The organism is Gemmata sp. SH-PL17 (assembly GCF_001610855.1).
Lineage (GTDB): Bacteria > Planctomycetota > Planctomycetia > Gemmatales > Gemmataceae > Gemmata > Gemmata massiliana.
In genome coordinates, this window is record NZ_CP011271.1 from 8,774,715 (window position 1) to 8,801,616 (window position 26,902).

Below are 26,902 nucleotides of genomic sequence, written 5' to 3' on the forward strand. Positions count from 1 at the left end.
TTACTATCGCGCGAAGCTTCGGCTTGCGCCTCATTGTCGGGCCATAGCAGTGGCATGAGATGTGCCTCTGTAAACCGGATGTCGGATTCAACCGACACCCGTTCGCCCTAACTCGAACGTCGAAGCGCCCGCGAAATGCCTCCCTCGAACAGTACCGAGCAACTGTCCCCCGCGTCCGTGACCGAAACAGCGGCCACGAGTGCCGGGGACACACACGCACACCCCTACCCGCACCGCGCACTCCCCGCGGGCGTGGGCGAGCAGTCCACACTGCCCCCGGAACCGGGCACCATCGTTGGGCCGTTCGTGCTCAAGGAGAAACTCGGCGAGGGGGTATCGTGTCACGTGTTCCGGGGATGGGACCAGACGCGCTCGGCCCCGGTCGCACTGAAGATCCTCAATTGGTCCAACGTGTACGACCGCACCGCGGCGATGAAGCAACTCCGCATGGAAGCCGCGACGCTGGCCCGTGTGAAGCACCCGAAGGTCGTTCGGTTCATCGATTTCGGCTTCGATCCGCGCTGGCCGTACCTGGTTACCGAGTTCTTTGAAGGTCGCGGGTTGGGTGAACTGCTCCGCGCTGGTGGCGCGCTCCCGCCGGGGTGGTGCGTGTTCCTCGTTTCGCAGATGGTCGACGCACTGGGCGCGGTCTGGCAAGCCGGGGTCGTTCACCGCGATATCAAACCGGACAACATCCTGGTGGGTCCGAACGGGAACGCGAAGCTGATCGATTTCGGTTTGGCAAAAGCCGACGTGCTGGCCGCACGCGAGCGCACCGGACCGGAACTGGCCGGCACCGCGGCGTACCTCGCCCCGGAACAAGCGAAGGACGCGAGCACGGTCGACCATCGGGCAGACATCTATTCGCTCGGCGTCACGCTTTACGAAGCCCTGACCGGCCGGCTCCCGTTCGAGGGGCGGAACCGCGTGCAGGTGATCTTCCAACACCTGAACAACGCGCCCGTACCACCGGCAGAGCGCGTCGAAGGGTTGCCGCCGCTCGTGTCCGATTTGTGTTTATGGATGCTTTCCAAAAACCCTGACGATCGGCCCCAAAACTATCAGGAACTGCGCCAGGCACTCGACACCGTGACCGGCGGCGCGCGCTAAACGAAACCATAAACCAAACACACGAAGTGGTCGGGAACTTACTCCCGACCACTTCGCTTTTGCTGTTCACTTCTTCAGTGAATGCGTACCTTGTCGGGGTCACGTTCTCGCAAACAGGAGCGAACACGGATGCCCCTTCATCTCACCCGTTCGGTGACGACCGTTGCGCTCGCGCTGTCGGTCGGCCTCGTTGCACTCCCCGCGTGCAAGAAGAACAAGCCCACCGCACCCGACTCGTCCGCACCGACTCCGAATCCCGGACCGAGCGCCGTGACGCCTGGGTCCGGTTGGAACACGGGAGATTCGTACTCACAAGCTCCACAAACTCCCGTCTTCCGCACGCAGAATCCATTGACCCGAACTGTGCGGGGCGCAGCCGAGCAACATATGAAGCAAATTCTCCTCGGAATGCACAATTTCGAGAACGCCTATGGCGCATTTCCCGCCGGGTACGCGGACAAAACCGGTAAGCCGGGGCTGAGCTGGCGCGTGGCGATTTTGCCGTTCATCGAGCAAGAAGCACTGTTCCGACAGTTCAAACTCGACGAACCGTGGGACAGCGAAAACAACAAGAAACTCATCGACAAAATGCCCAAAATGTTCGCTCCACCGAACACGAGCACGAATGGGTATACGTTCGCGCGCGGGTTCACCGGGCCAAACACATGGCTCCCGCCACAGCAGCAAGCGGGTACACCGGGGCAAGCACTTTTGGGCGCGCGGATGATCGATATCCGCGACGGCACGAGTAACACGATCCTGGTGGCCGATGCGGGCCACGCGGTAATCTGGACCAAGCCGGATGAAATGCTATTTGCACCGAACAATGTGCCGAAACTCGGTGGGGTGTTCGAGAGCGGAATCACCGTGGGGATGGCTGATGGCTCGACCCGGTTCCTTCCCAGTAACATCAGCCCGCAGAAACTCGCGCTGGCGATTCAGATCAACGACGGCCAAATCCTCGATCTCGACAACTGAATTCTCGGGTCGAGCGCACTACAACGCGCTCGACCGTGGCTCAGCGGATTTTGGTTTCTTCCCAGAGCCGATCGGCATCAAGCCGAGAGGCGTGCCAAGCAGCCCACGCAGCGCCCGTCGGCGGGGCCGGGGAATCGAGCAACCCCAACAGCAACTCGAACGACTTCGCCCGCGCGAGCGCGAAACGGTGAACGCGCTCGCGGCTTTGGTCGAGCGCGGTCACGCCGGTCGGCCCTGTCGTCAGTTCGGCCACCTCTTCAGCCGTTTTCTTGAGTGCCTTAATCCGCTCTTGCGACCGCTCACGGCTTGCTGGCGCTCGTGTGTGACCCTGGAGAACCAACAAGGCATTCAGTTCTCCCGGCGTCACGTTGATAAGCGCATCTCTCGTTGTTCTGCCCGTGGTTGTTCTGCCCGCGAGAGTGATAAGTCGAGAACCAACCGCGACCTCGAACTCGTCCAGTGCCGCGCGTACCCGATTTTGTTGCTCGAATGCTTCGCGGACCGCGCGATCCGTCGCGAGGCGCTGGTGGATCTGCCTCCACTTGGGTACGCCTCGGACGTCCATCGCACTGGCAAGCCCGGCCAAACAGAAAAAAGGCAGCAGCACGAGAAGCACCCGGGCCATCAACCGGCGCGGACGATCGCCAAATCGCACCACGTTCAACAGCCCCGCGGCCGCGAAACCGGCCAAACCGCCCCCGAGGTGACCTTCCCAACTTACGTTCGGCAAGAAGCTCCCACCCGCGTTCAGCAAGAACACAATGGTGAGCCGCCGGAACCAGTCGGCCGCAATGTGCGGCGGGAGTTGCCGGCGGAAGGTGAACAACCACGCGAACAGTGACATCTGAATGCCCCAGATCGCGCCCGACGCACCAGCCAGGAGCGCTTCGGGGCGCAGGGCCATCGCCAGGGCGCTGCCACCCAATCCCGAAACGAAGTAAATGATGAGTAACCGCCGGCGCCCCCAGAGCAGTTCCGCGAGCGGCCCCATCATGGCCAGCGCGAACATGTTCAGGATCAGGTGAAGCGCCCCGATGTGAACGAAGCAGCACGTAATCAGGCGCCACCACTCGCCGTGAATCAGATCGAGACCGGTTACCGCGCCGAGCCGGTGGAGGATCTCCGTGTGCCCGGACCAGAGGCTCCGCGAGAGCGGTAGGCCCCAACGAATGCCCCAAACGGTGCAGATGAAGAACCAGAGCGCGTTCGCCATCAAAAGAACGGGAATCACGAGCGGCGGGCGGAGCGCGCGATCGGCCTCGCCGCCATCGTCACGTTCGTCTTCGTCTTCATTTCCGCGCGACCCCGCGCTAGACGAAGTATTTCGATCCGGGGCTGCGATAAGGGTCGCGATGTAGGCAGCGGAGCGGTTCTGTTTGAGTAATTCGACCAGGGCGGCCGTCGTGGTTGCGGTCTTACCCGTCGGCGTTAGTGTGTACCCCTGTCCCAAACCACGTACCCAATCGGCCGTAGTTATGAGACCCGCGAGGCGCAAATCGGTGAGCGGATCATCTAAACTGTCACGAGAGATGCCGTTTTCGGCCGCGAAACGAGAGGGGAACCAGAGCCCTTCCGATGCTGCGATCCAAAACAACACCGACGCCGCCGTTGGCGGCCCCGAAACGACGGGACCAACGGGAGGTGCCGCGGGTGCGGACGAAAGCTCCAAACCCTTGACCGAAATGGGCATGGGAGTCTCGTCCGCGGGCGCGGGGGATTCAGTGTCGTGTCCCGGTTCCATAACTGGCATTATGGATGTCTGCGTGCGACCTGTCGATGCGGACGTTTTGTTTTCGTTCAGGTGAACAAAAGTTGAACGCGACACAAGAACGACCCGAATGGTTAACGATCTCCGATGAGGTCCGGTCCGCACTCGTCGCGGGGCGACCCGTTGTGGCGCTGGAATCGACACTCATCGCGCACGGGTTACCGTGGCCGGTGAACGTGGAAACCGCACGCGAATCGGAAACCGCGGTGCGCGCTGGCGGTGCGGTTCCTGCAACGATCGCGGTGCTAAACGGCGTGCCCCGCGTTGGCCTCACCGACGCCCAGCTCGAAGAACTTGCACGTTTACCCAACGTGCGCAAAGCGAGCCGGCGCGATCTCGGAGCGGCAATCGCGTTGAAGCAACATGCCGCGACGACCGTTTCGGCGACGATGGTCCTCGCGCACGCGGCCGGTATTCGCGTTTTCGCCACGGGGGGGCTCGGCGGCGCCCACCGAGAAGGTGAGCCGTTCGACATCTCCGCCGACCTTGCCGAACTCGCGCGCACGCCAGTCCTGGTCGTATGCGCGGGAGCCAAGAGCATCCTGCACCTTCCGCGAACGCTGGAAATCCTCGAAACGTTCGCCGTACCGGTTGTGGGCTACCGCACGGATGCGTTCCCAACCTTCTACGTGCGAGATCACGTTCCGCCGCTCCCGATCTCCGCGCGAGTCGAATCTGCACACGAAGCTGCCGCGCTGTTCGCGGCACACGTGCAAATGGGCGGTGCAGGGGCCGTACTCGCGCAACCGTGCCCGGCCGATGTCGCGATACCGGCGGCGGAATTCGATACATGGCGGAGCGAAGCAGAAAAGGCAGCAATTGCTGCGAACGTAACCGGCGCAAAAGTGACACCGTTCCTGCTCGCTCGAATCGCGGCACTGAGTGCGGGGCGCACGCTCGTAGCGAATCGCGCTCTGATCGTCGCGAACGCGCGACTCGCCGCGGAGGTAGCGGTGGCTCTCGCGCGTGCGTAGAGCCAGTTCTACAACGACGTCATGATTCAGTTTCGTTGCTGGTTTTGCAATCGCGGCTACTGGAAGCCGGGCGATCAGGCGGGTCAACGGTTCGAGTGCGGGTGCGGTCGCCGAGCGAAAGTGCCGTACCGCTCGAACCGCTCGAGTAAAACGCGCTCGCTGACGGATTGGTTACTCGAAACGCTCATTTACGGCGGTGCGTGTGCGGTGTTCGCGTTCGGGTTGTCGTTCGTGCTCGTTACGCGACTGCCGTTTTTCGCCCGCGACTTCACACCGGTCATCTTCGCAACGCTAATCGGCTTGGGCGCGGGGGCAATCTTCGGCGAACGGGCGCTCAACTGGCTCGGTCAGAAACTCCGTGACCGCGAGAACGAGTGAACTGCGTCACCCGTGAATGAAGCACGGTCCTCGTTTTCGCCGCTCGGTCTGCCGCGAACCCACAAGTTCGGTCTGTTCTCCTATTCGTAGCACCCCAGTAGAATTGGTATTCTCCTCGCATGCGCCTCGCGCTTAACTGCGAGTTGCCGCCAATCGAGACCGTTGGAGCCGTTCATGGCCGAGCCGTACAAGATCGTTATCGGGTTGGAAGTTCACGTCCAGCTCCTCACCAAAACCAAGCTGTTTTGCGGGTGTCTCAACAAGTTCGGGCAGGCGCCGAACACCGCGACGTGCCCGGTCTGCCTCGGGCTGCCGGGTTCGCTGCCGGTCATGAACGAGCACGCCTTCAAACTCGCACTCCGCGCGGCACTCGCGCTCAACTGCCAGATCGCCGAACACCCGGGACAAATACGCGGATTCACCAAGTGGGACCGCAAGAATTACTACTACCCCGACTTGCCGAAGAACTACCAGATCTCGCAATACGACCTGCCGTTCAGCCATGATGGGTGGCTCGAAATCAACATCGCGAAGGATACCAAGAAGGAGTTTGTTGCGAAGAAGATCGGCATCATCCGGGCGCACCTCGAAGAGGACGCGGGGAAAAACCTGCACGACGAGAGCGGAAAGGGCGCGGACACGCTCGTGGACCTCAACCGCACCGGTACACCGCTGCTCGAAATCGTGTCGCACCCCGACATGACTTCGGCCGCCGAAGCGATCGCGTACCTGGAAGAGATCCGGCTCATGCTCCGCGAAATCGGCGTGTCCGACTGCGAGATGCAAGAAGGCTCGCTGCGATGCGACGCGAACGTGAACATCCACGTTCCCGTAATCGGCAAGGAACACGCAGAAACCGGCCAGGACTACCACGCGACACCGCTCGTCGAGATCAAGAACCTGAACAGCTTCCGGGCCGTGGGTAAGGCCATCGAATACGAAGCGAAGCGGCACTACGAAGAGTACAAGAAGGACACGCAGGGGGCGTTCCGCTTCGGCAAGATGCTGAAGACCACCGCGGGCTGGGACGACGCGAAGGGCGTCACCGTTGTTCAGCGCCACAAAGAAGAGGCCGCGGACTATCGGTACTTCCCGGAGCCCGACCTCGTTCCCGTTGTGGTGAGCGAAGCTCAAATCGCCGAAGCGCGGGCCGCGATGGGCGAACTCCCGCAAGCCCAGCGCAAGCGTCTCGCCGATCAGTACGGGCTGCCGCCCTACGACGCCCAGGTGCTCACCGCAAAGGGCCGACCCACGGTCGCGTACTTCGAGGCGGTCGCGAAGACACTCAGCGACGGCAAAGCCGCCGCGAACCGCATGAGCGACTTGATCTACCCCGCGCTCACCGAGCGCAAGGAAGAGATCACCGCGTTCCCGTTCGACGCGGCCAAGTTCGCGGACTTCATTTGTACCGGTCCGACCAACTCGCAGGACCGCCGCGACGTGTTCAAAATCATGCTCGATAAGGGCGTGACGTTGGAACAAGCGAAGTCGGAAGCCGGAATCAAGGACGTGGACGAAACGTCGCTGCGTGCAGCGGTGGTTACGGCGGTCGCGGCCAACCCGAAGGCCGTCGCGGACTTCAAGAGCGGCAAGGACGCGGCCAAAATGAAGATCGTGGGCGAGGTGATGAAAGCGAACAAGGGCGTGTCGAACGAGCTGGTTCGGCGCCTCGTAGACGAGGAATTGACGAAAGTATAATGCCCGCGGTACGAATTCGGAGGACAACCAATGGCAGAACGAACACTGGAACAGCGCGTTGCGACTTTAGAGCAAGAAGTCGCAGCGCTGAAACACAACAGAGAAAATTCCAACTCGAAAAAGAATTGGTTGTCGGCCGTTCTCGGGCGATTCAAGGGTAACGCCGATTTCGCGGAAGTCGCCCGTGTCGGTCAGCAAATGCGCGAGACGGGACGGCTTCCGGATGATCCACCGGCACCAAAGGAAGCGCCGTGAGCCACTTACTCGATACGGATCACCTGACACTTTTGGCCCAACAAGATGGACGGGAGTGGGCCTCAATCGTGGCCCACATCAACACGCACGGCCAGGAGAACGTGGCCGCATCTGTTGTGAGCTTTCACGAACAGATTCTCGGCTGCCATAACCAACTGAACCAAGCACGCAAACCGGCTCAGTTGGTTCGCTGGTATCAATTGATGAGCGACCTGCTCGAAATGTACGCCGCCCTACCACTTGTTCCGTTCGACGACAGTGCGGCAACGATGCTGGCAGGGTTACCACGCAGTATCCGCATTGGAACGATGGACCTGCGCATCGCCGCGATCGCTCTTTCACGGAACCTCGTCGTCGTAACGCGGAACGTGCGCGACTTCGGCCAAGTGCCCGGTTTGCGGATCGAAGACTGGACGCAGTAGTCCGGTTTTCGATCCGTCACTTCGACTCAAACAGTTCGATCTCGAACACCAGTGTCGCGTTAGGCGGGATCGGGCCAGCGCCGCGAGCACCGTACCCGAGTTCGGCGGGTACCTTGAGCCGACGAACACCGCCCGGCTTCATGCCCGGGATGCCCTCCTGCCAGCCCTTGATGAGGCTGCCCAGCGGGAACTGGACCGGCTCACCGCGGTCCAGGCTGCTGTCAAACTTTGTCCCCTTCTCGTCGGTGAGCCAACCGGTGTAGTGAACCACCACGGTCGCGCCTTCTTTCACCGCTTCGCCCTTACCTTCTTTCACGTCCCAGATTTCCAGACCGGACTTCGTTTTCTTCCACTCCGTCGCGTCGAGCTTCGGCATCAGGTGCTTCGGCACTGGTGCGGCTGCGACGAACGGCGCAAACACGAGCGCGGCGGTCAATGTGCAGATCGTCATCGGACGCATTGGTGTTCCCTCGGTGTGGTAACACGAAACCCATGCGACTTCGGATCGATCCAGTATCTCAACTGCGGATCGAAGACTCAATACATTCGGTCTTCGATCCGCAAACGGTTCCCGTTACTTCGACTCGAACAGCTCGATCTCGAACACCAGCGTCGCGCCGCCGGGGATCTTCCCGCGCCCCTTCGGGCCGTAGGCCAGGTCCGAGGGGATCTTGAGCCGACGCACGCCACCCGGCTTCATGCCCGGGATGCCTTCCTGCCAGCCCTTGATGAGGTTGTCCAGCGGGAACTCGGCCTTCTTGCCGCGGTCCACGCTGCTGTCGAACTTCGTCGCTTCATCGTCGGTGAGCCAGCCGGTGTAGTGGATGACGACCGTGGCGCCTTCCTTCACCGCATCGCCCTTGCCTTCTTTCACGTCCCAGATTTCCAAACCGGACTTCGTCTTCTTCCATTCCTTCGCGTCGAGCTTCGGGCGCTCGAGCTTCTTGTCTTCGCCCGGGGCAAACGGGGCAAACGCGAACGCAGCGGCCAGGGCGCAGATGGACATCAAACGCATTTGACAGATCTCCTGATGTGAGGGTCACGCCAGAACCACGCGCGGGCCAAACCGACGGGTCAGTTCGTCGCGGCACACGGGGCTGATCCGCGCTGCCGGCAGTTCCAGCCTTTCCAGCTTATCCGGGTCGAGCGCGTCGGCCACCGCACGCACACACGCATCGGACAGGAACGGCTCGGCATTCTCTGTTCGCTCCCCCGCGTTAACCAACATGTCCGCCACGCGCGAAATCCAGTTCGGGTCCGCGTCGAGCACTCGTAGCCGGCGCAATCGCGGGAGCACCGGCGAGCGCGAAAGAACCATGAACGCGGGCCAATAGTCCGGTCCGCGAATCGGCCCGACCGGGCGCGGGTACAGGTGAGCCATCTGCGCGAGAATCCCGGCGATGGCGCTACTGAGCACGCTCCACAGACCACCGATTGGTTGCGACTCTTCGACCTCGTGAACACCGAACGTCAGTTCTTCGAGGTGCTCCAGGGTGCAGGATTCCGCCAGTTCGCACAACGAATCGGGCGTGCTGATTCCGCTGAGCGTGAGCGACCGCAGCCCGGCCCACGCCGGGTTGTGAACCAGTCCACGAACGATGCTCGGTAGTCCGAGCGGCATGACCTTGAGTGAGATCAATCCGGTCAGAGGCGTGCGAATCAAAAAATTCGCGACGTCCCCGGGCAACCGATCGAGCACCAGCTCGGTAACTTTCGCGAGGTGCGGGCCGTCCAAACTGTTCCACTCGAACTCGCTCAGAACGTCAGTGAACCGCAACCGGCAGAACGGCGCCCGGCTCAGCCACTGTCCGAACTGCCCGGTGAGTGTGTCAATGGTGAACCGGTGGATCGCGAGCATCTCCGGGAAACCCGCGTAGAACTGCGCGGTGAACTCGTGCTCGTCGGACCGAATCGAGTATGCGGCGGGGTTCGCGATGTACGGCTCACCCGGCACGCGCTTATCACTACCAACGAGACGCTTGAACCGCGCCCCGAGTCTTCTGCTGGGCACATACGGTTCTGGTAACCCGAGCGCCGCACACACCGGGCGCCACCACTCGATCCAGTTCGCCGCGAACAAACCTTCACACCGCGACGCGAGCGCGGGGCGCCGGGGATCGTCGTCGAACATTCCTTCGAGGTCGATTTGTGCGCGGATAAATTCCGCCCGGGTCGCATCGGCCGGGTCATCGCTCTCGTCGAGCGCGTCCGCGAACACCAACCGCACCGTGCGGTCGGCGGGGTTATCGATGATGGCTGCGTACAGTGCGTCAAGCGTGCTCGACATTCGTGTTTATCTTTGCACCTTGTGAATAGACACTGCGATCGAATCACCATCCATTAGGACACCGTGCCCCACTAACATCTGCTAACAAATTGGGCCTTCAGGAGTGCGTGCCGAACGCAAATCGCACCAAAAGCTCATTTTCAAGGCAATTTGCATCGAAAAACATTCAAAGAGCCCGCGGCCGGTGGCTAACATTTGCTAACATCCCCGCCGACCGCGTCACCATTTTTACCCTCGGAGCAGTGCTCTCCGAAGCGCATTCCGTCAGTCAGATTCCGCATTGTATCGCGGTCGCGATTGTGAACGAACGATGAGAAGGCATTTGATGGAGTAGGCCAAATCACGAGCGCCCCTTCGCCTTTCTCCTTGCATCTTCATGACCGCGCCGGATGATACACCCTCAACGGGGTCGATCGGCCCCGAGTTCGCCTCTCCAACTTTGGCTCCGCTGAACGCAACTCGGCGGAGCGCCACCAATCGAGGACTGTCATGCGCACCAAGCTGCTCGTGACCGCGCTTGTTCTGGCGTCGGCCGCCGTGGGCCGGGCCGACGACGGGCTGACCAAGGGCACCCCGGATCTGAAGTCGGTCACCGCACTGGCGTTCGGCCCGAAGGGACTGCTATTCGCGGGTGACCCGACGGGCGGCGCTATCTTCGCTTTCGACACCGGGGACGCCAAACCCACGGGCGACAAGCCGCTGAACGTCGAGAAGATCGACGCCAAGATCGCGGCCGCGCTGGGCGTGACCGACAAGGAAGTGAAGATCACCGACGTGAAGGTGAACCCGGCCTCGGGGAACGTGTACATCAGCGCGACCCGCGGGACCGGCGCCGGCGAACCCGCGCTCCTCAAGGTCGCCCGCGACGGCACCGTGAGCGCGGTTGCCCTCAAGGATCTGGCCTTCTCCAAGGTGGCGATCCCCAACGCGAACGACAAGCAACGCACCGAGTCCATCACCAGCATCGCCTTCGTGAACGGTAAGGTGATCGTGGCCGGCCTCTCGAACGAAGAATTCGCCAGCACGCTGCGCGTGATCCCGTTCCCGTTCAAGGACGCCGACAAGGGCGCCGGGATCAAGATCTTCCACGGCGCGCACGGGAAGCTGGAAACGAACGCCCCGATCCGCACGTTCGTCACGTACAAGATCGGGCAGGACGACAACATCCTGGCCGCGTACACCTGCACCCCGCTCGTCAAGATCCCGGTGTCCGACCTGAAGGCCGGTGCGAAGGTGAACGGCACCACGATCGCGGAACTCGGGAACCGCAACCGCCCGCTCGACATGATCGTCTACACGAAGGACGGCAAGGACTACATCCTGATGGCGAACTCCGCCCGCGGCGTCATGAAGGTTCCGACGGAAGGCGTGGACAAGGCCGAAGCGATCACCGCGCGCCCCGCGGGTGACACAGCCGGGCTCAAGTACGAGAGCATCAAGGAACTGGCGAACGTGATGCAGCTCGACAAGCTCGACGACGGCCACGCGCTGCTGCTCGTCAAGAACGGCACGCTGCACGACCTGAAGACCGTTCCGCTCCCGTAACGGGTAGTCGAAAGTCACAGGGTCGAAAGTCATAAAGCCGAAGGCCCTCAATTTTGGAGGCCTTCGGCTTTATGACTTTCGACCCTGTGACTTTCGACTAAAACCTCCCGCCAAATGCGGAAGTGATGCAGGCGAGGCATGTGATGGGCATCCTCAGCTAAGCCGATTCCCATTCTGATGCCCGTTGAGCGAAGAAATCCCCCATCGTCTGTGCTTGCTCAGGTTCGGCTGTCAGCGAGGAACTATCTACCCCCACTAGGCGCCAGCAGTTGCGGGTATCGAATCCGAGCATCCAACCGGCGAAGTCGTCTCCCAGAAAAAGGATTCCTGCCAAGTCTGCTGATGTCCGTGAGTCGAAGATTTCATTCGCCTCGACCAAACCACTGTAAAGCATGAAGTTGTCACCGAGACTTCCCCAGCCGACGTGCCGAAGGAAGTTCAGGTAGTGGTCTGGGACTTGGGGGAACTCGCTGCGGATGGCGGAGAGTTCTGCTTCCCCCAACGGAGTGAGTCGGGCGGTCGGGAAAAACCGCCGAATAGCATCGTGCAGCCGTGTGAAGTCTTCGGCCACGCTGTCCCCTCCCTCCAAGCTGTTCGGTTCAGGGTAATGGTACACGACTTTCGCCTGAGCATCACTTCCGCCATTCGTGGGAGCTATTTAGCTACTTCTTTAATTCCGCCTCAATGAACTCATACGCGGTCTTGCGAGCGTCGGCGGGGAAGTCGTGGCCCGCGTCTGGATAGAGTGCTTTCAGTTTGTCGGTTGCTTTGAGCGCCTTGTACGCAGGTTCGGCGGCCACAATCACGTCCCTCACGCCGCTCACTTCAAAGTTGTCGTCCTTCTCCGGGGCGACCGCGAGAAATGCACGCGGCGCGAAACTGGTCACCACGTCCGAGAAGTCGAACGGCATTTTCTTCGGGTCGTTGCCGAACTCCCGCGCGATGACCGGCATGTACCTCTCGCTCGTCCAGCCCTTCAGGTTGCCTTTGTAATACTTCGCGAAGCTGCAAAAGCCGCAGCTCGAAACGATCACCTTCAACCGCTCGTCGAACGCGGCCGTGAACATGGAGTTGTGCCCGCCGAGCGAGTGCCCGATCACGCCGATGCGCTCGCCGTCCACTTCCGGCAGCGATTGCAGGTAGTCCACCGCGCGCATGTTGTTCCAGATAGCTTTCATCGTGCCCGACTGATAATCGCCGCGCTTGAACGCGGCTTGGAAGTCGTACTTGTACTCACCGAAACTCGGGTAATCGGGGGCGAGACACACGAACCCGCGCTTCACGAGGTGCAGCGCCTGGGCTTTGCTGTCTTGCTTGCCCAACCCAATCGGTTCGTCCTTTCCGATGGCAATTGTCTGGTGCAAGCAGAGCATCGCGGGGGCTTTTTTGTCGCGCGTGGCGGTGTTCGGAACGAGTAACCACGCGGGAACGCGATCGCCCTTTTCTACTGCGAACGTGATCTTCAATCGCACGTAGCCATCGAGCTTCTCTTCGCTGACGACCTTCGGGTCGAGCGGAACCTTGCGGTCGGCGCTGGGGAACGGTCCCATCGCGCGTTCCATCTTCTTGCGCAACGCGACGCGGTCCGGTTCCTCGGCCACACAGAACGAAGTGGGAATCAGTGCGAATAGCAGTGCGAAGGAAAGGCGCGACATGATTGGTTCCCGGCGAGAGGTTCTCACTCTTCGTCCTGTTGCTTAACCGGACTCGGTTTCGGTTTCTGCTGTGAGGGGGCAAACAGGTGCTGAATCTCCGCGACGAGCGCGAACAGCACGTGCGGGTTCGGCACGCTGGCCATGTCCACCAGTACCCACGGGAGCCATTTACCGGTCTGCTTGATCGAGAGCTTGCCCTGCGAGATGACGAACTCTTTCACCTCGCGCCACGCGAGCAACTTGCCGTTGTGCCGCACGCCCGCAAAGCCGATTTCGAGTTCGCCGAACGCGAGGCGCTCACCGGCAAAGAACTGCTCCCGAATGCGGGGCCAGAGGGCCGTGAACGTTCGTAACTGGATCTGCTCGGCGAGTTGATCGTAGTCGGTGAGTGCGGAACCGAAGTTCGCTTCCACGCCGTCCTCGCGCAGCACCGTAAGTCCCGCGTCCCACAACTTGAACGTGGGCACATCAACGGGAATCCAGCACGCGGTCGGCGCCCCGTCGCTGTCGTAGGTGAGCTCCGCGCCGGTCGCGCGCTGCACTTTCAGTTGAATGTGAGCGATCTCGGCCCACGGGAACGAGTCCACTTCCCCGCGCCGTAAGCGCAAAAGGCCCGTGGGGTAGATGAGAACGTACAGCCCGCGGTTGCGGTACATGTGCAGGAGCAGTGTCGCGCCCGAGAGTGGCAGAAACACCAGCAGCAGTAGCTCGAAGTGCCCGAACGTGGCGGGACCGTGGACCCACCACAAATAGTTCGCTACGACGCCGTACAGGAGCAGGAGGACGCCGAGTAAAAGTTTGGTCAGGAACCGCGCCCGACTGATGCGGAAGAACGCATCCGGCTCACCGAGTTCGGTGTGCGCCCACTGAAGGTGCTCGTCGTCCGGCAGGTCCATGCGGTACTCGCGAAGGATAAACCCGTGAATCGTATAATAGCCGAGGTCGGAGAGAAGGCGGAAGGTGGAAGGCGGAAGGCGGGGAAAACCGCACCACCCGGACCGCCCGGTTTGCCCTCTCCCCTCCGCTTCCCGTCTTCGAGGTCTTCGATGCTCGTTGTCATGCAGTCTCACGCCGCTCAGTCGCAAATCGACAAAGTGGTGCAAGTGATCGAGGGCCAGGGATTGACCCCGCACGTCATGCCCGGCGCCACGCGAACCGCGATCGGGATCACCGGGAACACGGGGGCGGTCGATAAGTCGCTGTTTGAAGTGCTGCCCGGCGTTGAAGAGGCGATCCGCGTTACCAAGCCGTACAAGCTCGCCAGCCGCGAGATGAAGCGCGACGACACCACGATTCAACTCGCGCAAGATACGATCGGCCCCAAGAACTTCACGATCATTGCGGGGCCGTGTTCGGTCGAGTCCGAGGTGATGACGATCAAGACCGCGGAGCACCTCGTTTCGCGCGGCGTCAAGTTCCTGCGTGCCGGAGCGTTCAAGCCGCGGAGCAGCCCGTACAGCTTCCAGGGGCTGGGGATCGAAGGGCTGCGCATTCTCGAAAAGGCCCGCGCCGAGACCGGTATCGGTATCGTCACCGAGCTGATGGACACGGAGAACGCGAGCGCCGTTGAAGAGTCCGCGGACATCATCCAGATCGGCACGCGGAACATGCAGAACTTCTCGCTGCTCAAGCGCGTGGGCAAGTGCCGCAAGCCGGTGCTGCTGAAGCGCGGGATGAGCGCGACGCTCGAAGAGTGGCTGATGGCGGCCGAGTACATCATGGCCGGCGGGAACTACCAGGTCATCCTGTGCGAGCGCGGCGTCCGGACGTTCTCCGACCACAGTCGCAACACGCTCGACCTCTCGGTGATCCCGCCCGCGAAGGCGCTGTGCCACCTGCCGATCTTCGTGGACCCGAGCCACGGCACCGGCAAGCGCGCTTACGTCCCGGCAATGTCGCTCGCGTCGCTGGCCGCGGGCGCGGACGGGTTGCTGATCGAGGTCCACCCCGAACCGGATCGCGCAATGTCGGACGGCGCCCAGTCGCTCGACTTCGCCGCTCTCGACGCGCTGCTCACTCGCCTCAAGGCGCTCGCGCCCGCGTTCGGCCGGGCGGTGTAGTTGTTCTAACCGCGCGCTGAAACCCCCGTTTCACACAGATATCCGATGAACGGGAGCATCAGCGCGCGAGTGCGTTTAGCAATTCGCATCTCACTTCACCGCTGGACAGCGCAGTTCCCCGCGCGGATACTGACCCGATCGCCCTCCACCCCTCCCCCGAGGCCCTCCGATGCGATCCGCTGCGCTCGCCCTCACGTCCCTGTTACTCGTTCCGATCGTCGCCCTGATACCGGCTCGCGCCGAACCACCGAAACCGGAAAAGTTCGACGAAACCGGCTTCGTTCCCCTCTTCGACGGCAAGACGCTCAACGGGTGGAAGGTGTCCGCGAAGACCGGTCACAGCGGCACGACCAAGAACAAGAGTGGCGGTAAGTGGGTGGTCGAGAACGGCGCCATCGTCGGCAGCCAGGACGTGCCCGGTAACGGTGGCATCGTCATCACCGAGAAGGAGTACGGTGACTTCGAGGTGGCGCTGGAAATGAACAACGACTACGGCCCCGATAGCGGTCTCTTCCTTCGCAGCACGGACACGGGTAAGTGCTACCAAACCATGATCGACTACCACTCCGGCGGCAACCTGATGGGGGTCTACGGTGAGGGGATCGGTGGCAAGCCGCACGTCCTGAACTTCAACTTCAAGAAGGAAGTCACCGACATCGAGATCAAGGAATACAAGCCGTTCCCGAGTCCGGTGAGCGCCGCGGACTGGCCGAAATTCTGGAAGCACGGCGAGTGGAACGAGGTGCGTGCCCGAATCGAAAGCAACCCACCGAAAATCACGACCTGGATCAAGGGCGTGAAGTTCATGGAGTTCCAGGACACCGAGAAGCGGCTCGCGGATAAGGGTGGGATCGCGCTCCAAGTCCACGGCGGCGGCGACTACACCAAGCAGTTCGTTCGCTACCGCAACATCCGCGTCAAAGATTTGTCCAAGAAGTGATTCCGCCAATCACAAAAGACGAGCCGCGACCGCGAGGGAGCGGGAAGCACAACCCATTCCTAATGCGACATTGAGGTCGCACTGACACGCTGATTAGATGTTCGTTATTCAGGAAGCCGCGGCCCGCTCCCTCGCGATCGCGGCTCGTTTTGCCCGTTCCGATGATCCCCCACTTCTACACCACAGGCATCGGATCGGCGTGGTAGAGGTGGTGCGGGCGAGTCTCCGCGTCGTACCACGCAACCGTTTTCGGCAAGCCGAGCGCGCTGTAGATCGTCGCGGCGAAGTTCTCCGGCGACTGCGGATCGGTTGCGGGATAAGCGCCTGTCTTATCGGACGAGCCGACCACCGTTCCCCCTTTCACACCGCCACCCGCCAACCACACCGACTGCACAGCGCCCCAGTGATCGCGCCCCGGTCCCTTGTAGTGTTGGGTGAGTGTGCTGATACGCGGCGTGCGCCCGAACTCCCCGGCCATCACAATCAGCGTGGAATCGAGTAGCCCGCGTTGCTCCAAATCACCGAGAAGTGCCGAGAGCGCTCTGTCCGTAGGCGGAAGCAGTTTGTCCTTCAAGTTCGGGAACGCATTACCGTGTGTGTCCCAGCTCTCGTTGTTGCCCAAATTCACTTGAACGAGATTTACGCCAGCTTCAACCAACCGGGCGCTCATCAGGAGCGACCAGCCGAAAGCGTTGTTGCCGTACCGTTCCAGGTCGCGTGCCGGTGCGCGGTTCAAATCGAACGCGGCCCGAACGCGAGCGTCCGTCAACAAACTCACCGCGTCCGCGCGCGAGCGACTGAACGCGCCCGTGTTGGCATTGCTTTCGAGCGCCTTGCGCTGGGCATCGAGGTGTTTGAGTACATCCAACCGGCTACCGAAACGCTCGCCGGTCACGCCTTGCGGTAAGCTTAGATCGGGGATCGTGAACGCCTTTCGCTTCGCATCGAACGCGCGGTGCTGGTGGTCGAACTCGTACTCCGGGTACGCGCCGTAAGCCTTCGGCTCGAACGCACTGGCTTCGAGAAACCACGGATCGCGTGCGCGTCCCATTACCCCCGCGAACTGACCCGGCAACACACGCCCAGTGTTGTGAACGATCTTGTCCGGCAGCACGAGTGCCGGCGGTAGGTTGTTGCGCGCCTTGGTGACCGCCCCCGCGATGGCGGCCAAACTCGGGTGATCGGTGGGCTTCGGTGCGTTGGGGTTGAAACCCACCGGCGTGTCACTGCGCCCCGTGAGCATGATGTGGTGCGCGAGCGAGTGGTCGTTCGACTTGTGCGTCAGCGACCGCACCACGCACCACTTGTCACTGCACGCGGCGAGCTTCGGCAGGTGTTCCGTAACGCGCAATCCGGGCGTTTTCGTCGCGATGCTGCCGAACTCCCCGCGGATCGCGTCGGGGGCGTCTGGTTTCGGGTCGAAGCTCTCGTGCTGTGCCAGTCCCCCAGAAAGGAAGACATAAATCACAGACTTCGCGGCATGCTTTTCCGCAGCACGCAGCACATTGAGTTCACCGAGACCGAGCCCGAGGAGCCCAACGGCGCCGGCTTGGATCGCGTCGCGACGAGTGAAATGTGGGTGGAAAAGTGCGGGCATGGCAGCACTCGCGGGCAGGCAGGCGGGAGGGATCGCTCAACTATCCCGAAATCGAACCGCAATCGCAACTCAAATTACCCGCACCACTTCGCCCCTGAAACCGCTGGTCCTCAAATGACCGCGCGTGGTCGTTTTTTATCTTATACTTCTTGACGACGGCGGCGGTCTCCCTTCCTAATAAGCAGAACCCTCGCCCCAACACTTGGCCCGCGTGTCAGTTCCAGCACACCTGGGCGGATTTTCTGTGGAACTCTTCCGCAGCGAATCGCGTCCAACGAACGCACGTCGCGCTCTAGTGTTGTTCAGATGGCAATCCTCAGCGAACGCCCGACCTCCCAGGATTCGCAGAATGATCCGCTCGTCCTCTCGGTTCCACTCCGCCGGCCGGTTCCTGTGCACGGCCGCGCTCGCGGTCGTCGTGTTGATGATGTTCTCGAACGTCGCGCACGCACAAGAGAGTCCCCCTCCGGCCGAGAAGCTCAGCGGCGGCGAACTGATTTGGTTCATGATTAGGTCGCTCGGGTTCGTGTTCGGCCCGCTCCTGCTCGCCATCTCCGTCGCGATGATGGCGCTCGTCGTGTTGCTGTTTCTCGACCTGCGGATGAGTTCGGCCATTCCGCCGGGGTTCGTGGACGAGTTTACCGACACCGTGAACAAGCGGAAATTCAAGGAAGCGTTCGATATGGCCCGGAGCGACCCGTCGTTCCTCGGGCAAGTACTCACCGCCGGTATGAGCCGACTCCAGTACGGACTGGAAGACGCGCGCGAAGCCGCGATGAACACCCTGGAAAGCATCAAGAGCGATAAAGAGCAAAAGAACAACTACAACGCGGTCATCGCGACCGTCGGGCCGATGCTCGGGCTGGTCGGTACCGTGTACGGGATGATCGAATCGTTCTCCGTGCTCGCGAAGGCGAAGGGGGGCGTGAACCCGTCCCAACTGGCCGACGGGATCTCGCACGCGCTCGTGGTGACGCTGTTCGGGGTGGCCGTTTCGGTCCCCGCGATCTTCTTCAACGCCTTCTACCGCAACCGCATCACCCGCGTAACGATGGACGTGGGCCACATCGCCGACGACCTGCTCACGCAGATGTACCACAACTCGAAGAAAGCCGCCGGCGCACCCGCGGCCCCGGCCCCCGCACCAGGTGCGGCCCCGACCCCGCCGGCGCCCCCGGCCCGCTGAGTACCAGAAGCCACCGGGTCGTGAAGCATTTTGCTCCCACCGGTGGCGCCCTTCGCGGCAGAGAATCGCAACCGGGTAACGGCCTACTGACCCTCACCCCCTGGCGGACCGATGAGCCACGGAAGTAGCGACAAGTGCGAGCCGAACTTCACCCCGCTGCTCGACCTCGTGTTGCAGTTGGTGATGTTCTTCATGCTCTGCGCCAACTTCGTCATGGACCAGACGAACGTCGAGATCAAGCTCCCGGAAGCGCTCTCGGCAAAGGCGATCGAGTCGAACGAGAATTACTCCTACTACATCAACGTGAACGAACAGGGAACGGTCCTCTTCCCACCGGGCGATACACCCATCGACTCGCTCGGCAACAAGCTGACCGCGACCGACAAGCCCAAAGAACTCGAGATCATCCTGAAGCGCCGGGCGGAAGAGGACAAGCGCGCGGCCGGTGAGGGTAACGGGGACAAGCAGCTCCGCACGCTCATCATCCTGCGGGTGCACAAGCAGTGCCCGTTTGAAAAAACCTCAGCCATCATGCGCGCGTGCCGCGCGGCGGGCTACACGCGCATTCAATTGCGGGCGGTCATTTACAACAACCCCGAGGGCTGAGCGCCGTCTCGCCCCGTTGAAGGTGGGATTAGCTTTGGTTTCGTGGCACAGGCCTCTGGCCCGTGTTTACGATCCGCACAGGCCAGAGGCCTGTGCCACGAACAAAACGACGAGCGACGCCATGTTGATCCACAAGCGCAAGCGCACCCAAACCGATCACGTCGAGCCGGACCTGCCCATCACCCCGATGCTCGATATGTCGTTCCAGTTGCTCGCGTTCTTCATCATGACCTTCAAACCGGCCCCGACCGAGGGGCAAATCATGCTCGCGCTCCCCAAACAGGACGGGGGGGGGCTCACGGTCATCGCCGACCCGCTCAAGACCGACAAACCGCCCCACTTCACCGTCCGCGTCGTGGCGACCGACGGTGGCACGATTGAAAAGATGACTCTGATCGAAGAAGACAGTGCTTCGGCCGCCCCCAAAGACCTGACCGGCGACGCGAAGGTGTACCAGAAGGAACTGATCGGAGTGGCCGAACGGCTGAAACAAGAGCAAAAAGTGGGTAAACTGACACTCGAGATCCACCCCAAGCTGCTCCAAGATTACGTCGTTCAATTGGTGGACATCGGCCTCCGCGCGGGTTTCGCGGACATCTCGCCGGTTCTGCTCGAGAGCAAAGACGACAAAGAGAACAAAGAGAACAAAAAGAACAAGAACTGATCGCGGACCCCGAACCGCTCAGAACGACCGAATTTCACATCGCCCTGAGTCGTTACTTTCATTTGCGATCGACCTTATAGCTCCCGTGCCACCGAAGCACAATTCGTGCGGATCTGGGGAAGAAACCGACCCCGAAGCGGGAACTTTTAGACACAAACGCCCATCAAAAAAGGTGTCGGAGGGACGTTCATGTCCGGTCGGTTTGTTCGCACCACGCACTCGAAGCACCGGTTCGCCGCGCTCGCGGTTTTCGGTGCTATTGTGTGTGGGTCAGCGCTTGCACAACCGACTACGACCCCCAAGGACGCGACCGGAGACAATAAGGCCGATACCCGCGCACCACTTCCGGCCGACAGTCCGCGGCGCAAAGCGCGCGAGCGGCTCCAGATCCCGGGCGGGCACGAACTCGCGATCTACGCCGCGATCGAGGACTACAAGCCAGTCGCCAGCCAGGACAAGAACCCGCGCGAGTACGATGCGTGGATCAACTTCCTGCTCCACGCGAAGAATCAGAGCACCCGCGAACTCGACGAGTTTGCGATCCGCGATCTGGTTCCGCTCGATCTCACAAAGCCGATGCGCGGGGCCTACCGCACGGACCTGATCCGGTTCGACGGCAAATTAAACGCGGTTCGCCGATTGGTAGCGCCCCCACAACTCCAACACCAAGGCGTCGCGGAACTGTTCGAGGCCCGGTTCGTCCCGATCGACGAATCGCCGGCGACTCCCGTGTCGATCGTGTTCCTCGAGCTGCCGGAACCACTCGCCGCGGTGCGCGACAAGAAACCCGAAGAATGGCTCGACGCGGACCATCGGGTGACCGCGAGCGGGTACTTCTTCAAGGCCATGAACGTGCCCGGGGACGGCACGAACGCGGTCACATCGGTGCCCGTTCTCATCGGGAAGGGCCTGACGGTGCTCGCCGGGCCGCCGACCCCGAGCGGGAATCCGGTCGCATTGGACAAAAAGCGGCTCTATGAGTTCATCAAAGACGACACGAAGATGATCCGCACCAGTCCGACCGAAGCCACGTGGCCCGAGGTCGCGGCTTACAACCGGGTGATCCTGCACGCTTCGCGGTTCCCAGCAGCGGATCTGGAAGCTAGCGCCAACGCGGACCTGAAGTTCGCGGACCTGTTCAAAGAATCGCGGCTCGCGTACCGGCTCGCGTGCGTGAAGTTCGAGGGCCGGTTACTGTCGCTGCGGCGAATCGAGGGGAACGACTGGCTCAACGCGGCGGGTGTGACACAGGTGTTCGAGGGGTGGATGATCCCCGCCACCGAACCGCGCGGGAACCCCATTTGCATCGTGTTCAGTGAACCGCTCCCGGACGTCGAACCGACCGGGACGGTAAACGTGTGGGTGTCATTTGCCGGGTTCTCGTTCAAGCGCATGCGGTACGAGTCCGGCGAACCGGACGAAAAGAATCCCGGCAAGAACCTCGAGAAATACGCCCCGCTCCTGATCGGGCGCGGGCCAATCATCCGGCCCGACCCCAGTGCCCCCACCGCCGGATCATGGGAGGTGTTCATTCGGGGCGTAATCATCGCCATCACGCTGCTGCTTCTCGGCGCCGGCGTGCTGGCACTGTGGTACCGCAGTGGGGATCGAAAAGCAAAAGCGCAAATAACCGCGGCACGAAACCGGAACCCGTTCGATTCGAGCGTCGCTCCGCGGGCTTAGTCCCGTTCCCTTGTAACGAGCCACGACCGCAAGGGAGTGGGAGTGATTCCCGTTTATCGTCGCGGTTTCACGCACCGGAAGCCCCGCTCCCCTGCGGTCGCGGCTCGTTCGGCCGCTACGGGGGTCTCGAAACGAGACTGGTTCGTGGAGCAGGGGAAGTGTCAGTAGATGTTAGCAAGGCGCCGGTCAATTGCCTGGGAAATCGAGGTTTCGCGAGGCTCCGGGCCAAAAAGTTAGCAAATGTTAGCCAGATAAGGCCGGTCCGCCGGCTTAAGTGAATTCGCCGATACTACAAGAAATTGGGGAGATAGCCGTGAGCGAGAAACCCAACGCACCGGTGATCCGCCGACTGAAAACGTCCGAGGAAACCACCCAAGAACGGTTCGTCAACAAATACGTCCCGGCACTACTCGGGAGCGGCTTTCTCCACGTTATTCTTATCATCTTGGTAATATTTTTTGAGGTTCCGCAGGTCGAAACCAAGCAGTCGGAAACTGTCGTTAACACCACGGCAGAAACGGCGCAGGAAAAAGAAGACAAGAACCTGTCCAACGAAGAACTCGGCGTCGATTCCAATGTGCAAGCCGCGCTACCCGAGCTCGATCGGATCGACCAAAAAACCATCGATTTCGCGGTCACCCAGGACTTAATCGGCCAGCCCAGCGCCACCCAGGACAATACGAACGCGGCCATGCTCCCGGGGATCGGGATCGACGTCACGTCCGGTATTCAACCCGACAAGGGCACGTTTGTAGCCGGGAACGGGGGCGGGAGCAGTCTCGTGTCACAGATGGTTGCCGGGCGCTCGGGAGCGACCAAAACGCGGCTACTTAAGGAAGGGGGCGGGAACGCGGACTCCGAGCGCGCGGTCGCATCGGGCCTCGCGTGGCTCGCGAAACAGCAAATGGCCGACGGCGGTTGGAAGTACGATATGGGCCGGGCCGAGGAACGCGCCGCGGCAACCGGAATGGCGCTGCTCCCGTTCCTCGCCGCGGGGATCACTCACAAAAAAAATGGGGACAAGGATTTCCGGGGCTACGAGCAGGTCGTTTCCAAGGGCATCGGGTTCCTGATTAAGCTGTGCCCGCCGGTCGGCGCCAATGCCGGGCGGATGAGCACCAACGTTTACGCCCAAGCCATCGCGACGCTACCGCTGTGCGAAGCCTACGGAATGACCAAAGACCCCACACTAAAGCCCTTCGCCCAGGCCGCCGTCAACTACATCCAAAAGACACAAGCGACGAACGGGAGTTGGGGGTACGAACCCAACATTCCCGGTGACACTTCGATCGTCGGCTGGCAGATCCAGGTACTCAAGGCCGCGAAGCTGAGCAAGGATCTTGTAGTCGATGACCGCGTGATTCAAAAAGCTAACAAGTTTCTGGACTTTGTTGCCGCGGGGCCCAAGAAAGACAAATACGGGTACAACAACAACTCCGATGCCAAACCGGGCACCGCACTCACCGCGGTCGGGCTCTTGTGTCGCTATTACGTTTCCGAATGGCACCCCGGTAAAGACAACATGATCGAGGGTGTCCGCGGATTGATGAAGACCCCACCAGTCGGGAACGGCGGTATCAAAGACCTGTACTACTACTATTACGCCACGCAGGTCGTTCACTTCTTCGAGGGCGAAGAGTGGAAGACGTGGAACGAGGGTCCGAAACAGGCCGATGGCACCCGCAAAGGTGGGATGCGCGACTGGCTCATCGGTCAACAGAGTAAAAAGGATCTGAACTCCGGCAGTTGGGACCCCGAAACCGGACCGAACAACTGGTTCGGGCGCGAGTGCGGGCGCCTGGGCACCACAGCGATGTGCCTGCTAACGCTCGAAGTGTATTACCGCCATTTGCCGCTTTACAAGCGCGGCGCGGACGGTCAGGCGTTCCAGATCATCGAATAACGTAATCGTGTAGCACAGTTCCAATACCATCCCAATCGCGCCCGCGGTGCCGGTTTTGAGCCGGAACTGCGAGTGCGATTGGGATATTTTTGTGATTTCCTACCGGTTCCAGATCATCGGAACTGGCGCGTCCCAAAGCACTTCCAACGAGTCCCGCGAGCGGCCCGTTTAGCAGCGCACAACGTATTGCAGTTTCACACCTTAGCGAGCGGTCATTGCTCTTTACCGAATACTCGAAAATCGGTAAAATACTGACTGAATGAACACCGCTCTGTTTGCAGCGCGATTTACACAAAACGAGGCACTTTTGAGTACGCCGGCCCCGCGCTGGAGCGGATTCCTCGTGCTGCCGGAGAACCGCGTCGCGGTCCGTGCGGTGCGGTCGGTGTATCGCAGCGTTGTCGCGGGCAAACGACCGGGTGCGACCCCTCTCGTGCTGCACGGCCCGCCGGGAACGGGCAAATCGCACCTCAGTGCGTCGCTCGCGCGTCGCTTGTCCACGTCCCCGAACGGTGTCACGGTGCGCGTTGTGTCCGCAGGAGACGTAAGCCGCTCCCCGGAAGAAAGCCTCACTGACGACGAACTAACCGACTGCGACCTGCTCGCGCTCGAAGACGTCCAGCAACTCTCAGAACACAAAACGGATGCCGCGTGCGACCTGCTCGACCGACGGACCGCGCGCCGGCGTGCAACGGTAGTCACCGCACATGCAGGGCCATCACAACTGGCTAACTTGCCCCACCGGTTGACCTCGCGGCTTTCGGCCGGGCTGGTGGTTCAACTCGGCCCGCTCACTCCTTCGAGCCGCCGCTCAATACTGGCCGAAGCCGCTACCGCGAAGAAAGTTCGCCTGACCGACGAAGCGCTCGACTGGCTCAGCGAACAAGTGACCGGCGGCGGGGTTCGAGCCACTCTCGGTTTGCTCCAGAACCTGGCACAAGTCGCGTCGGCGTTTCCGGGACCGCTGACGCGCGCGGACGTGCAACAAACGTTGGCGGAAACGGGACAACCGACATCCGCCCCGAACGACATTTCGAGGATCGTGGAGCGTGTGGCCGCAGCTTTCGGGGTCAGCGAGAAGGAATTGCTCGGACCGAGCCGACTCCGCAGCGTGCTGCAATCGCGTCAAGTCGCGATGTACCTCGCGCGCGAACTCATGGAGCTGTCGCTCCCGCGACTCGGAGCCGCCTTCGGGCGCGACCACACAACGGTTCTGCACGCCTGTCGCAAAGTGGAAACGGCACTCACGGAAGACACGGAACTGGCGAAGCGCGTGCGCGACCTGCGCGCGGTGCTGGCGTGACGGTAACCCTGTGGAAAACTTGGCGCGCGACTGGCGCGCGAGCTTTATCAACTGGCGCGCGGTGATGCGTATTCCGAACAACGAACAGCGCCCACAATTGGCGCGGCACAGAACAACACGAGCGCGCCACTCGCGCGCCAAGTTTTCCACAGGACGATTCAGAGACGAAGTGCTTGAAAAGTGAGGACGTCGGGGCAGTGTGAGGAAGTGCGCGCCAAAAACACCGCTCACCTTACTACTGCTACTGGATGTTTAAAATAAAGGATAACAAGTAACTGGGAACGCACGATGCAAGACCCCAAAACACCCACGGAAGGCATGGAGGATCGCGATGAAGATAACGTGTCAGCGTGACAGTTTGCTCACTGCGTGCCAACTCGTCAAAGCGGCAGTCGCGGCCCGAACTACGAAGCCCGTGCTGAGCAACATCAAGGCTTCAGCACAGGACGACACACTGACACTTGTCGCTTACGACATGGAAGTCGGTATCCGCTACGAGCTGCCCGGCATCATAGTGGCCCGAGCGGGATCGTGCATTCTGCCGATCACCGAGTTGGAGAAGATCCTTCGTGAGAGTGGCGATCCGGATATCTCCCTGGACGCGGGCAGCGAAGCGATCCTCGTGAAGACCACCGGCGGGCGCTTCGAGATGCCGAGTCTCGACGTGAACGAGTTCCCCGACATCCCGTCTTTCGACGACGGCGGGCACTACCACGAGATCACCGCCGGCACGCTGCGGACGATGATTCGCCGCACCGCGTTCTCTGCGGACAAGAAGGACACCAGCGGGCGGTTCTCACTGACGGGCGTACTGTGGGTGGCAGAAGAGAAGGGCGCTCACCTCGTCGCGACCGACACTAAGCGGCTCGCGGTGTGCCACGGTCAGGCCAATGTGTTCGGCGTTAGTGACGGCGTGAAGACACTTCACCTCGTACCACTGAAGGCCATCGCGCTTCTGGAACGGAACTTGGCCGGCGATCAGGAACTCATTCGGATCGGCCTGCGTGCGAACGACGCCCTGTTCCAGACCGAGCGGGCGATGATTTACACCTCGCTCGTGCAGGGTAAGTTCCCGCCGTACCGCGAGATCATCTCGAAGACACAGAAGGATTCGACCCAGAAGATCTCGTTGCCCGTGGACAGCTTCCTCTCGCGCGTTCGCCAAGCGGCCATCATGACCGACGACGAGAGCATGCGCGTGGACATGACCTTCGACGCGGGCGCGGTCACGATGAAGGCCCGCGGAGCGAAGACCGGCGCGAGCGAGGTGACGCTCGAATTACCGGAGTACGACGGACCCAAGACGGAGATCGCGTTCGACCCGTCGTATCTGGTCGAGTTCCTGCGGTCCCTGGACGGCGAGCCAACGGTGCTACTTGAAGTGTCCACCGGACTTCGACCTGCCCTGTTTACGTGCGGCGATCAGTATTCGTACTTGGTGATGCCGCTGACCGGGTGAGTCAGCGGTGTTAATAACTTCGTGTGGTTATTCGTGGGCGTTCCGTTAGCCGGCTCGAACCGGTCGTTCGTCAGGGGCCAGTATGGGTACCGACAACCGCGGTCCGGAGAATATCGCTGACATCCTCGGCAAGTTGTTTACGTCCCGTGGATGGGGGCGGAAGAACGACCGGCTGCGATTGGAATCCGCGTGGAGCACCGCCGCGGGCAATGAGCTGTTGAAGGACACGCAGGTGCTGGGGATGCGGCGCGGGGTGTTGGAGATCGCGGTGCGGAACGCGGTTCTGTTGTCGGAGTTGACGCAGTTCCACAAACGCGGGCTACTCACCAGGCTCCGTACCGCGATGCCCGGCGTCACGCTGACCGACCTGAAGTTCCGTGCGGCCTCGTGGTAATAACGTTGAATCTCTGAACCGGAAGGGAACCAATACG

General features: G+C 61.4%; 25 protein-coding genes. 17 read left to right on the top strand and 8 right to left on the bottom strand.

Features of this window, described 5'->3' with window-relative positions; genetic code table 11:
* Positions 1-135 precede the first annotated feature (135 nt).
* Complete coding sequence (locus VT84_RS36665) at positions 136-1,110, top strand: serine/threonine-protein kinase (RefSeq protein ID WP_052549794.1); 975 nt, start codon at positions 136-138, stop codon at positions 1,108-1,110.
* Positions 1,111-1,497: 387 nt separating this feature from the next.
* Positions 1,498-2,088, top strand: a complete 591-nt coding sequence (locus VT84_RS36670) for a DUF1559 domain-containing protein (RefSeq protein WP_162271967.1) — start codon at positions 1,498-1,500, stop codon at positions 2,086-2,088.
* Between the two features lie 40 nt (positions 2,089-2,128).
* Here the strand turns inward: VT84_RS36670 and VT84_RS36675 are convergent, their stop codons facing one another.
* On the bottom strand, positions 2,129-3,778 hold the full coding sequence (locus VT84_RS36675) for a rhomboid family intramembrane serine protease (RefSeq protein ID WP_052549791.1): 1,650 nt from the start codon (positions 3,776-3,778) through the stop codon (positions 2,129-2,131).
* A gap of 122 nt (positions 3,779-3,900) precedes the next feature.
* Here VT84_RS36675 and VT84_RS36680 point away from each other — a divergent pair, with 122 nt between their 5' ends.
* From VT84_RS36680 to VT84_RS42050, 4 genes are all read left to right on the top strand, one after another.
* Positions 3,901-4,830 carry a pseudouridine-5'-phosphate glycosidase gene (locus tag VT84_RS36680; RefSeq protein WP_239465596.1) on the top strand — a complete coding sequence of 310 codons (930 nt, stop codon included), beginning with the start codon at positions 3,901-3,903 and terminating at the stop codon, positions 4,828-4,830.
* Positions 4,831-4,851: 21 nt separating this feature from the next.
* Entirely contained in the window at positions 4,852-5,208 is a 357-nt protein-coding gene (locus VT84_RS36685) for a hypothetical protein (protein WP_082843035.1), read from the top strand.
* Positions 5,209-5,382: 174 nt separating this feature from the next.
* The gene (gene gatB / locus VT84_RS36690; RefSeq protein WP_082843036.1) at positions 5,383-6,906 is read left to right on the top strand and encodes an Asp-tRNA(Asn)/Glu-tRNA(Gln) amidotransferase subunit GatB; all 1,524 of its coding nucleotides are present in this window, start codon (positions 5,383-5,385) and stop codon (positions 6,904-6,906) included.
* A gap of 251 nt (positions 6,907-7,157) precedes the next feature.
* Positions 7,158-7,583, top strand: coding sequence for a type II toxin-antitoxin system VapC family toxin (locus VT84_RS42050; protein WP_052549786.1), 426 nt, complete (start codon positions 7,158-7,160; stop codon positions 7,581-7,583).
* Positions 7,584-7,599: 16 nt separating this feature from the next.
* Here VT84_RS42050 and VT84_RS36705 read toward each other — a convergent pair whose 3' ends face one another.
* The 3 genes from VT84_RS36705 to VT84_RS36715 form a co-directional block, all read right to left on the bottom strand.
* On the bottom strand, positions 7,600-7,959 hold the full coding sequence (locus tag VT84_RS36705) for an FKBP-type peptidyl-prolyl cis-trans isomerase (RefSeq protein WP_052551731.1): 360 nt from the start codon (positions 7,957-7,959) through the stop codon (positions 7,600-7,602).
* A 198-nt stretch (positions 7,960-8,157) separates the two neighbouring features.
* Positions 8,158-8,472 carry an FKBP-type peptidyl-prolyl cis-trans isomerase gene (locus tag VT84_RS36710; RefSeq protein WP_052551729.1) on the bottom strand — a complete coding sequence of 105 codons (315 nt, stop codon included), beginning with the start codon at positions 8,470-8,472 and terminating at the stop codon, positions 8,158-8,160.
* A 150-nt stretch (positions 8,473-8,622) separates the two neighbouring features.
* Positions 8,623-9,870 carry a TIGR02996 domain-containing protein gene (locus tag VT84_RS36715; protein ID WP_082843038.1) on the bottom strand — a complete coding sequence of 416 codons (1,248 nt, stop codon included), beginning with the start codon at positions 9,868-9,870 and terminating at the stop codon, positions 8,623-8,625.
* Between the two features lie 489 nt (positions 9,871-10,359).
* On the opposite strand from VT84_RS36715, the gene VT84_RS36720 reads away from it, so the two are divergent.
* The gene (locus tag VT84_RS36720; RefSeq protein ID WP_082843039.1) at positions 10,360-11,415 is read left to right on the top strand and encodes a hypothetical protein; all 1,056 of its coding nucleotides are present in this window, start codon (positions 10,360-10,362) and stop codon (positions 11,413-11,415) included.
* A gap of 157 nt (positions 11,416-11,572) precedes the next feature.
* Here the strand turns inward: VT84_RS36720 and VT84_RS36725 are convergent, their stop codons facing one another.
* The 3 genes from VT84_RS36725 to VT84_RS36735 all read right to left on the bottom strand — a co-directional run bounded on the left by VT84_RS36725 (position 11,573) and on the right by VT84_RS36735 (position 13,966).
* Positions 11,573-11,986: a hypothetical protein gene (locus tag VT84_RS36725; protein WP_082843040.1), complete on the bottom strand. Its 414-nt coding sequence runs from the start codon at positions 11,984-11,986 to the stop codon at positions 11,573-11,575.
* A gap of 91 nt (positions 11,987-12,077) precedes the next feature.
* Positions 12,078-13,070, bottom strand: a complete 993-nt coding sequence (locus VT84_RS36730) for an alpha/beta hydrolase family protein (RefSeq protein ID WP_052549780.1) — start codon at positions 13,068-13,070, stop codon at positions 12,078-12,080.
* 23 nt (positions 13,071-13,093) lie between these two features.
* Positions 13,094-13,966, bottom strand: coding sequence for a DUF6585 family protein (locus VT84_RS36735; protein ID WP_052549778.1), 873 nt, complete (start codon positions 13,964-13,966; stop codon positions 13,094-13,096).
* Positions 13,967-14,116: 150 nt separating this feature from the next.
* Between VT84_RS36735 and aroF the strand changes: the two genes are divergently transcribed.
* Both aroF and VT84_RS36745 read left to right on the top strand, forming a co-directional pair.
* Positions 14,117-15,130 (top strand): 3-deoxy-7-phosphoheptulonate synthase, encoded by a 1,014-nt coding sequence (aroF, locus tag VT84_RS36740; protein ID WP_082843041.1) that lies wholly within the window; start codon positions 14,117-14,119, stop codon positions 15,128-15,130.
* A 169-nt stretch (positions 15,131-15,299) separates the two neighbouring features.
* Positions 15,300-16,070: a DUF1080 domain-containing protein gene (locus VT84_RS36745; RefSeq protein WP_082843042.1), complete on the top strand. Its 771-nt coding sequence runs from the start codon at positions 15,300-15,302 to the stop codon at positions 16,068-16,070.
* Between the two features lie 175 nt (positions 16,071-16,245).
* Here the strand turns inward: VT84_RS36745 and VT84_RS36750 are convergent, their stop codons facing one another.
* The gene (locus tag VT84_RS36750) at positions 16,246-17,667 is read right to left on the bottom strand and encodes a DUF1501 domain-containing protein (protein WP_082843043.1); all 1,422 of its coding nucleotides are present in this window, start codon (positions 17,665-17,667) and stop codon (positions 16,246-16,248) included.
* A 349-nt stretch (positions 17,668-18,016) separates the two neighbouring features.
* Between VT84_RS36750 and VT84_RS36755 the strand changes: the two genes are divergently transcribed.
* From VT84_RS36755 to VT84_RS36790, 8 genes are all read left to right on the top strand, one after another.
* Positions 18,017-18,853, top strand: coding sequence for a MotA/TolQ/ExbB proton channel family protein (locus VT84_RS36755; protein WP_052549770.1), 837 nt, complete (start codon positions 18,017-18,019; stop codon positions 18,851-18,853).
* Between the two features lie 111 nt (positions 18,854-18,964).
* A complete protein-coding gene (locus tag VT84_RS36760; RefSeq protein WP_052549768.1) occupies positions 18,965-19,459 on the top strand; it encodes an ExbD/TolR family protein in 495 nt (164 codons plus the stop codon).
* A gap of 121 nt (positions 19,460-19,580) precedes the next feature.
* Entirely contained in the window at positions 19,581-20,123 is a 543-nt protein-coding gene (locus VT84_RS36765; protein ID WP_082843044.1) for an ExbD/TolR family protein, read from the top strand.
* Between the two features lie 189 nt (positions 20,124-20,312).
* Positions 20,313-21,806 carry a hypothetical protein gene (locus tag VT84_RS36770; RefSeq protein ID WP_082843045.1) on the top strand — a complete coding sequence of 498 codons (1,494 nt, stop codon included), beginning with the start codon at positions 20,313-20,315 and terminating at the stop codon, positions 21,804-21,806.
* 313 nt (positions 21,807-22,119) lie between these two features.
* Positions 22,120-23,709, top strand: coding sequence for a prenyltransferase/squalene oxidase repeat-containing protein (locus tag VT84_RS36775; protein ID WP_082843046.1), 1,590 nt, complete (start codon positions 22,120-22,122; stop codon positions 23,707-23,709).
* Between the two features lie 307 nt (positions 23,710-24,016).
* Positions 24,017-25,012, top strand: a complete 996-nt coding sequence (locus tag VT84_RS36780) for a helix-turn-helix domain-containing protein (protein ID WP_162271968.1) — start codon at positions 24,017-24,019, stop codon at positions 25,010-25,012.
* Between the two features lie 331 nt (positions 25,013-25,343).
* On the top strand, positions 25,344-26,471 hold the full coding sequence (gene dnaN / locus VT84_RS36785) for a DNA polymerase III subunit beta (protein ID WP_082843048.1): 1,128 nt from the start codon (positions 25,344-25,346) through the stop codon (positions 26,469-26,471).
* 82 nt (positions 26,472-26,553) lie between these two features.
* Positions 26,554-26,865 carry a DciA family protein gene (locus VT84_RS36790; RefSeq protein WP_052549753.1) on the top strand — a complete coding sequence of 104 codons (312 nt, stop codon included), beginning with the start codon at positions 26,554-26,556 and terminating at the stop codon, positions 26,863-26,865.
* Positions 26,866-26,902: the final 37 nt, after the last annotated feature.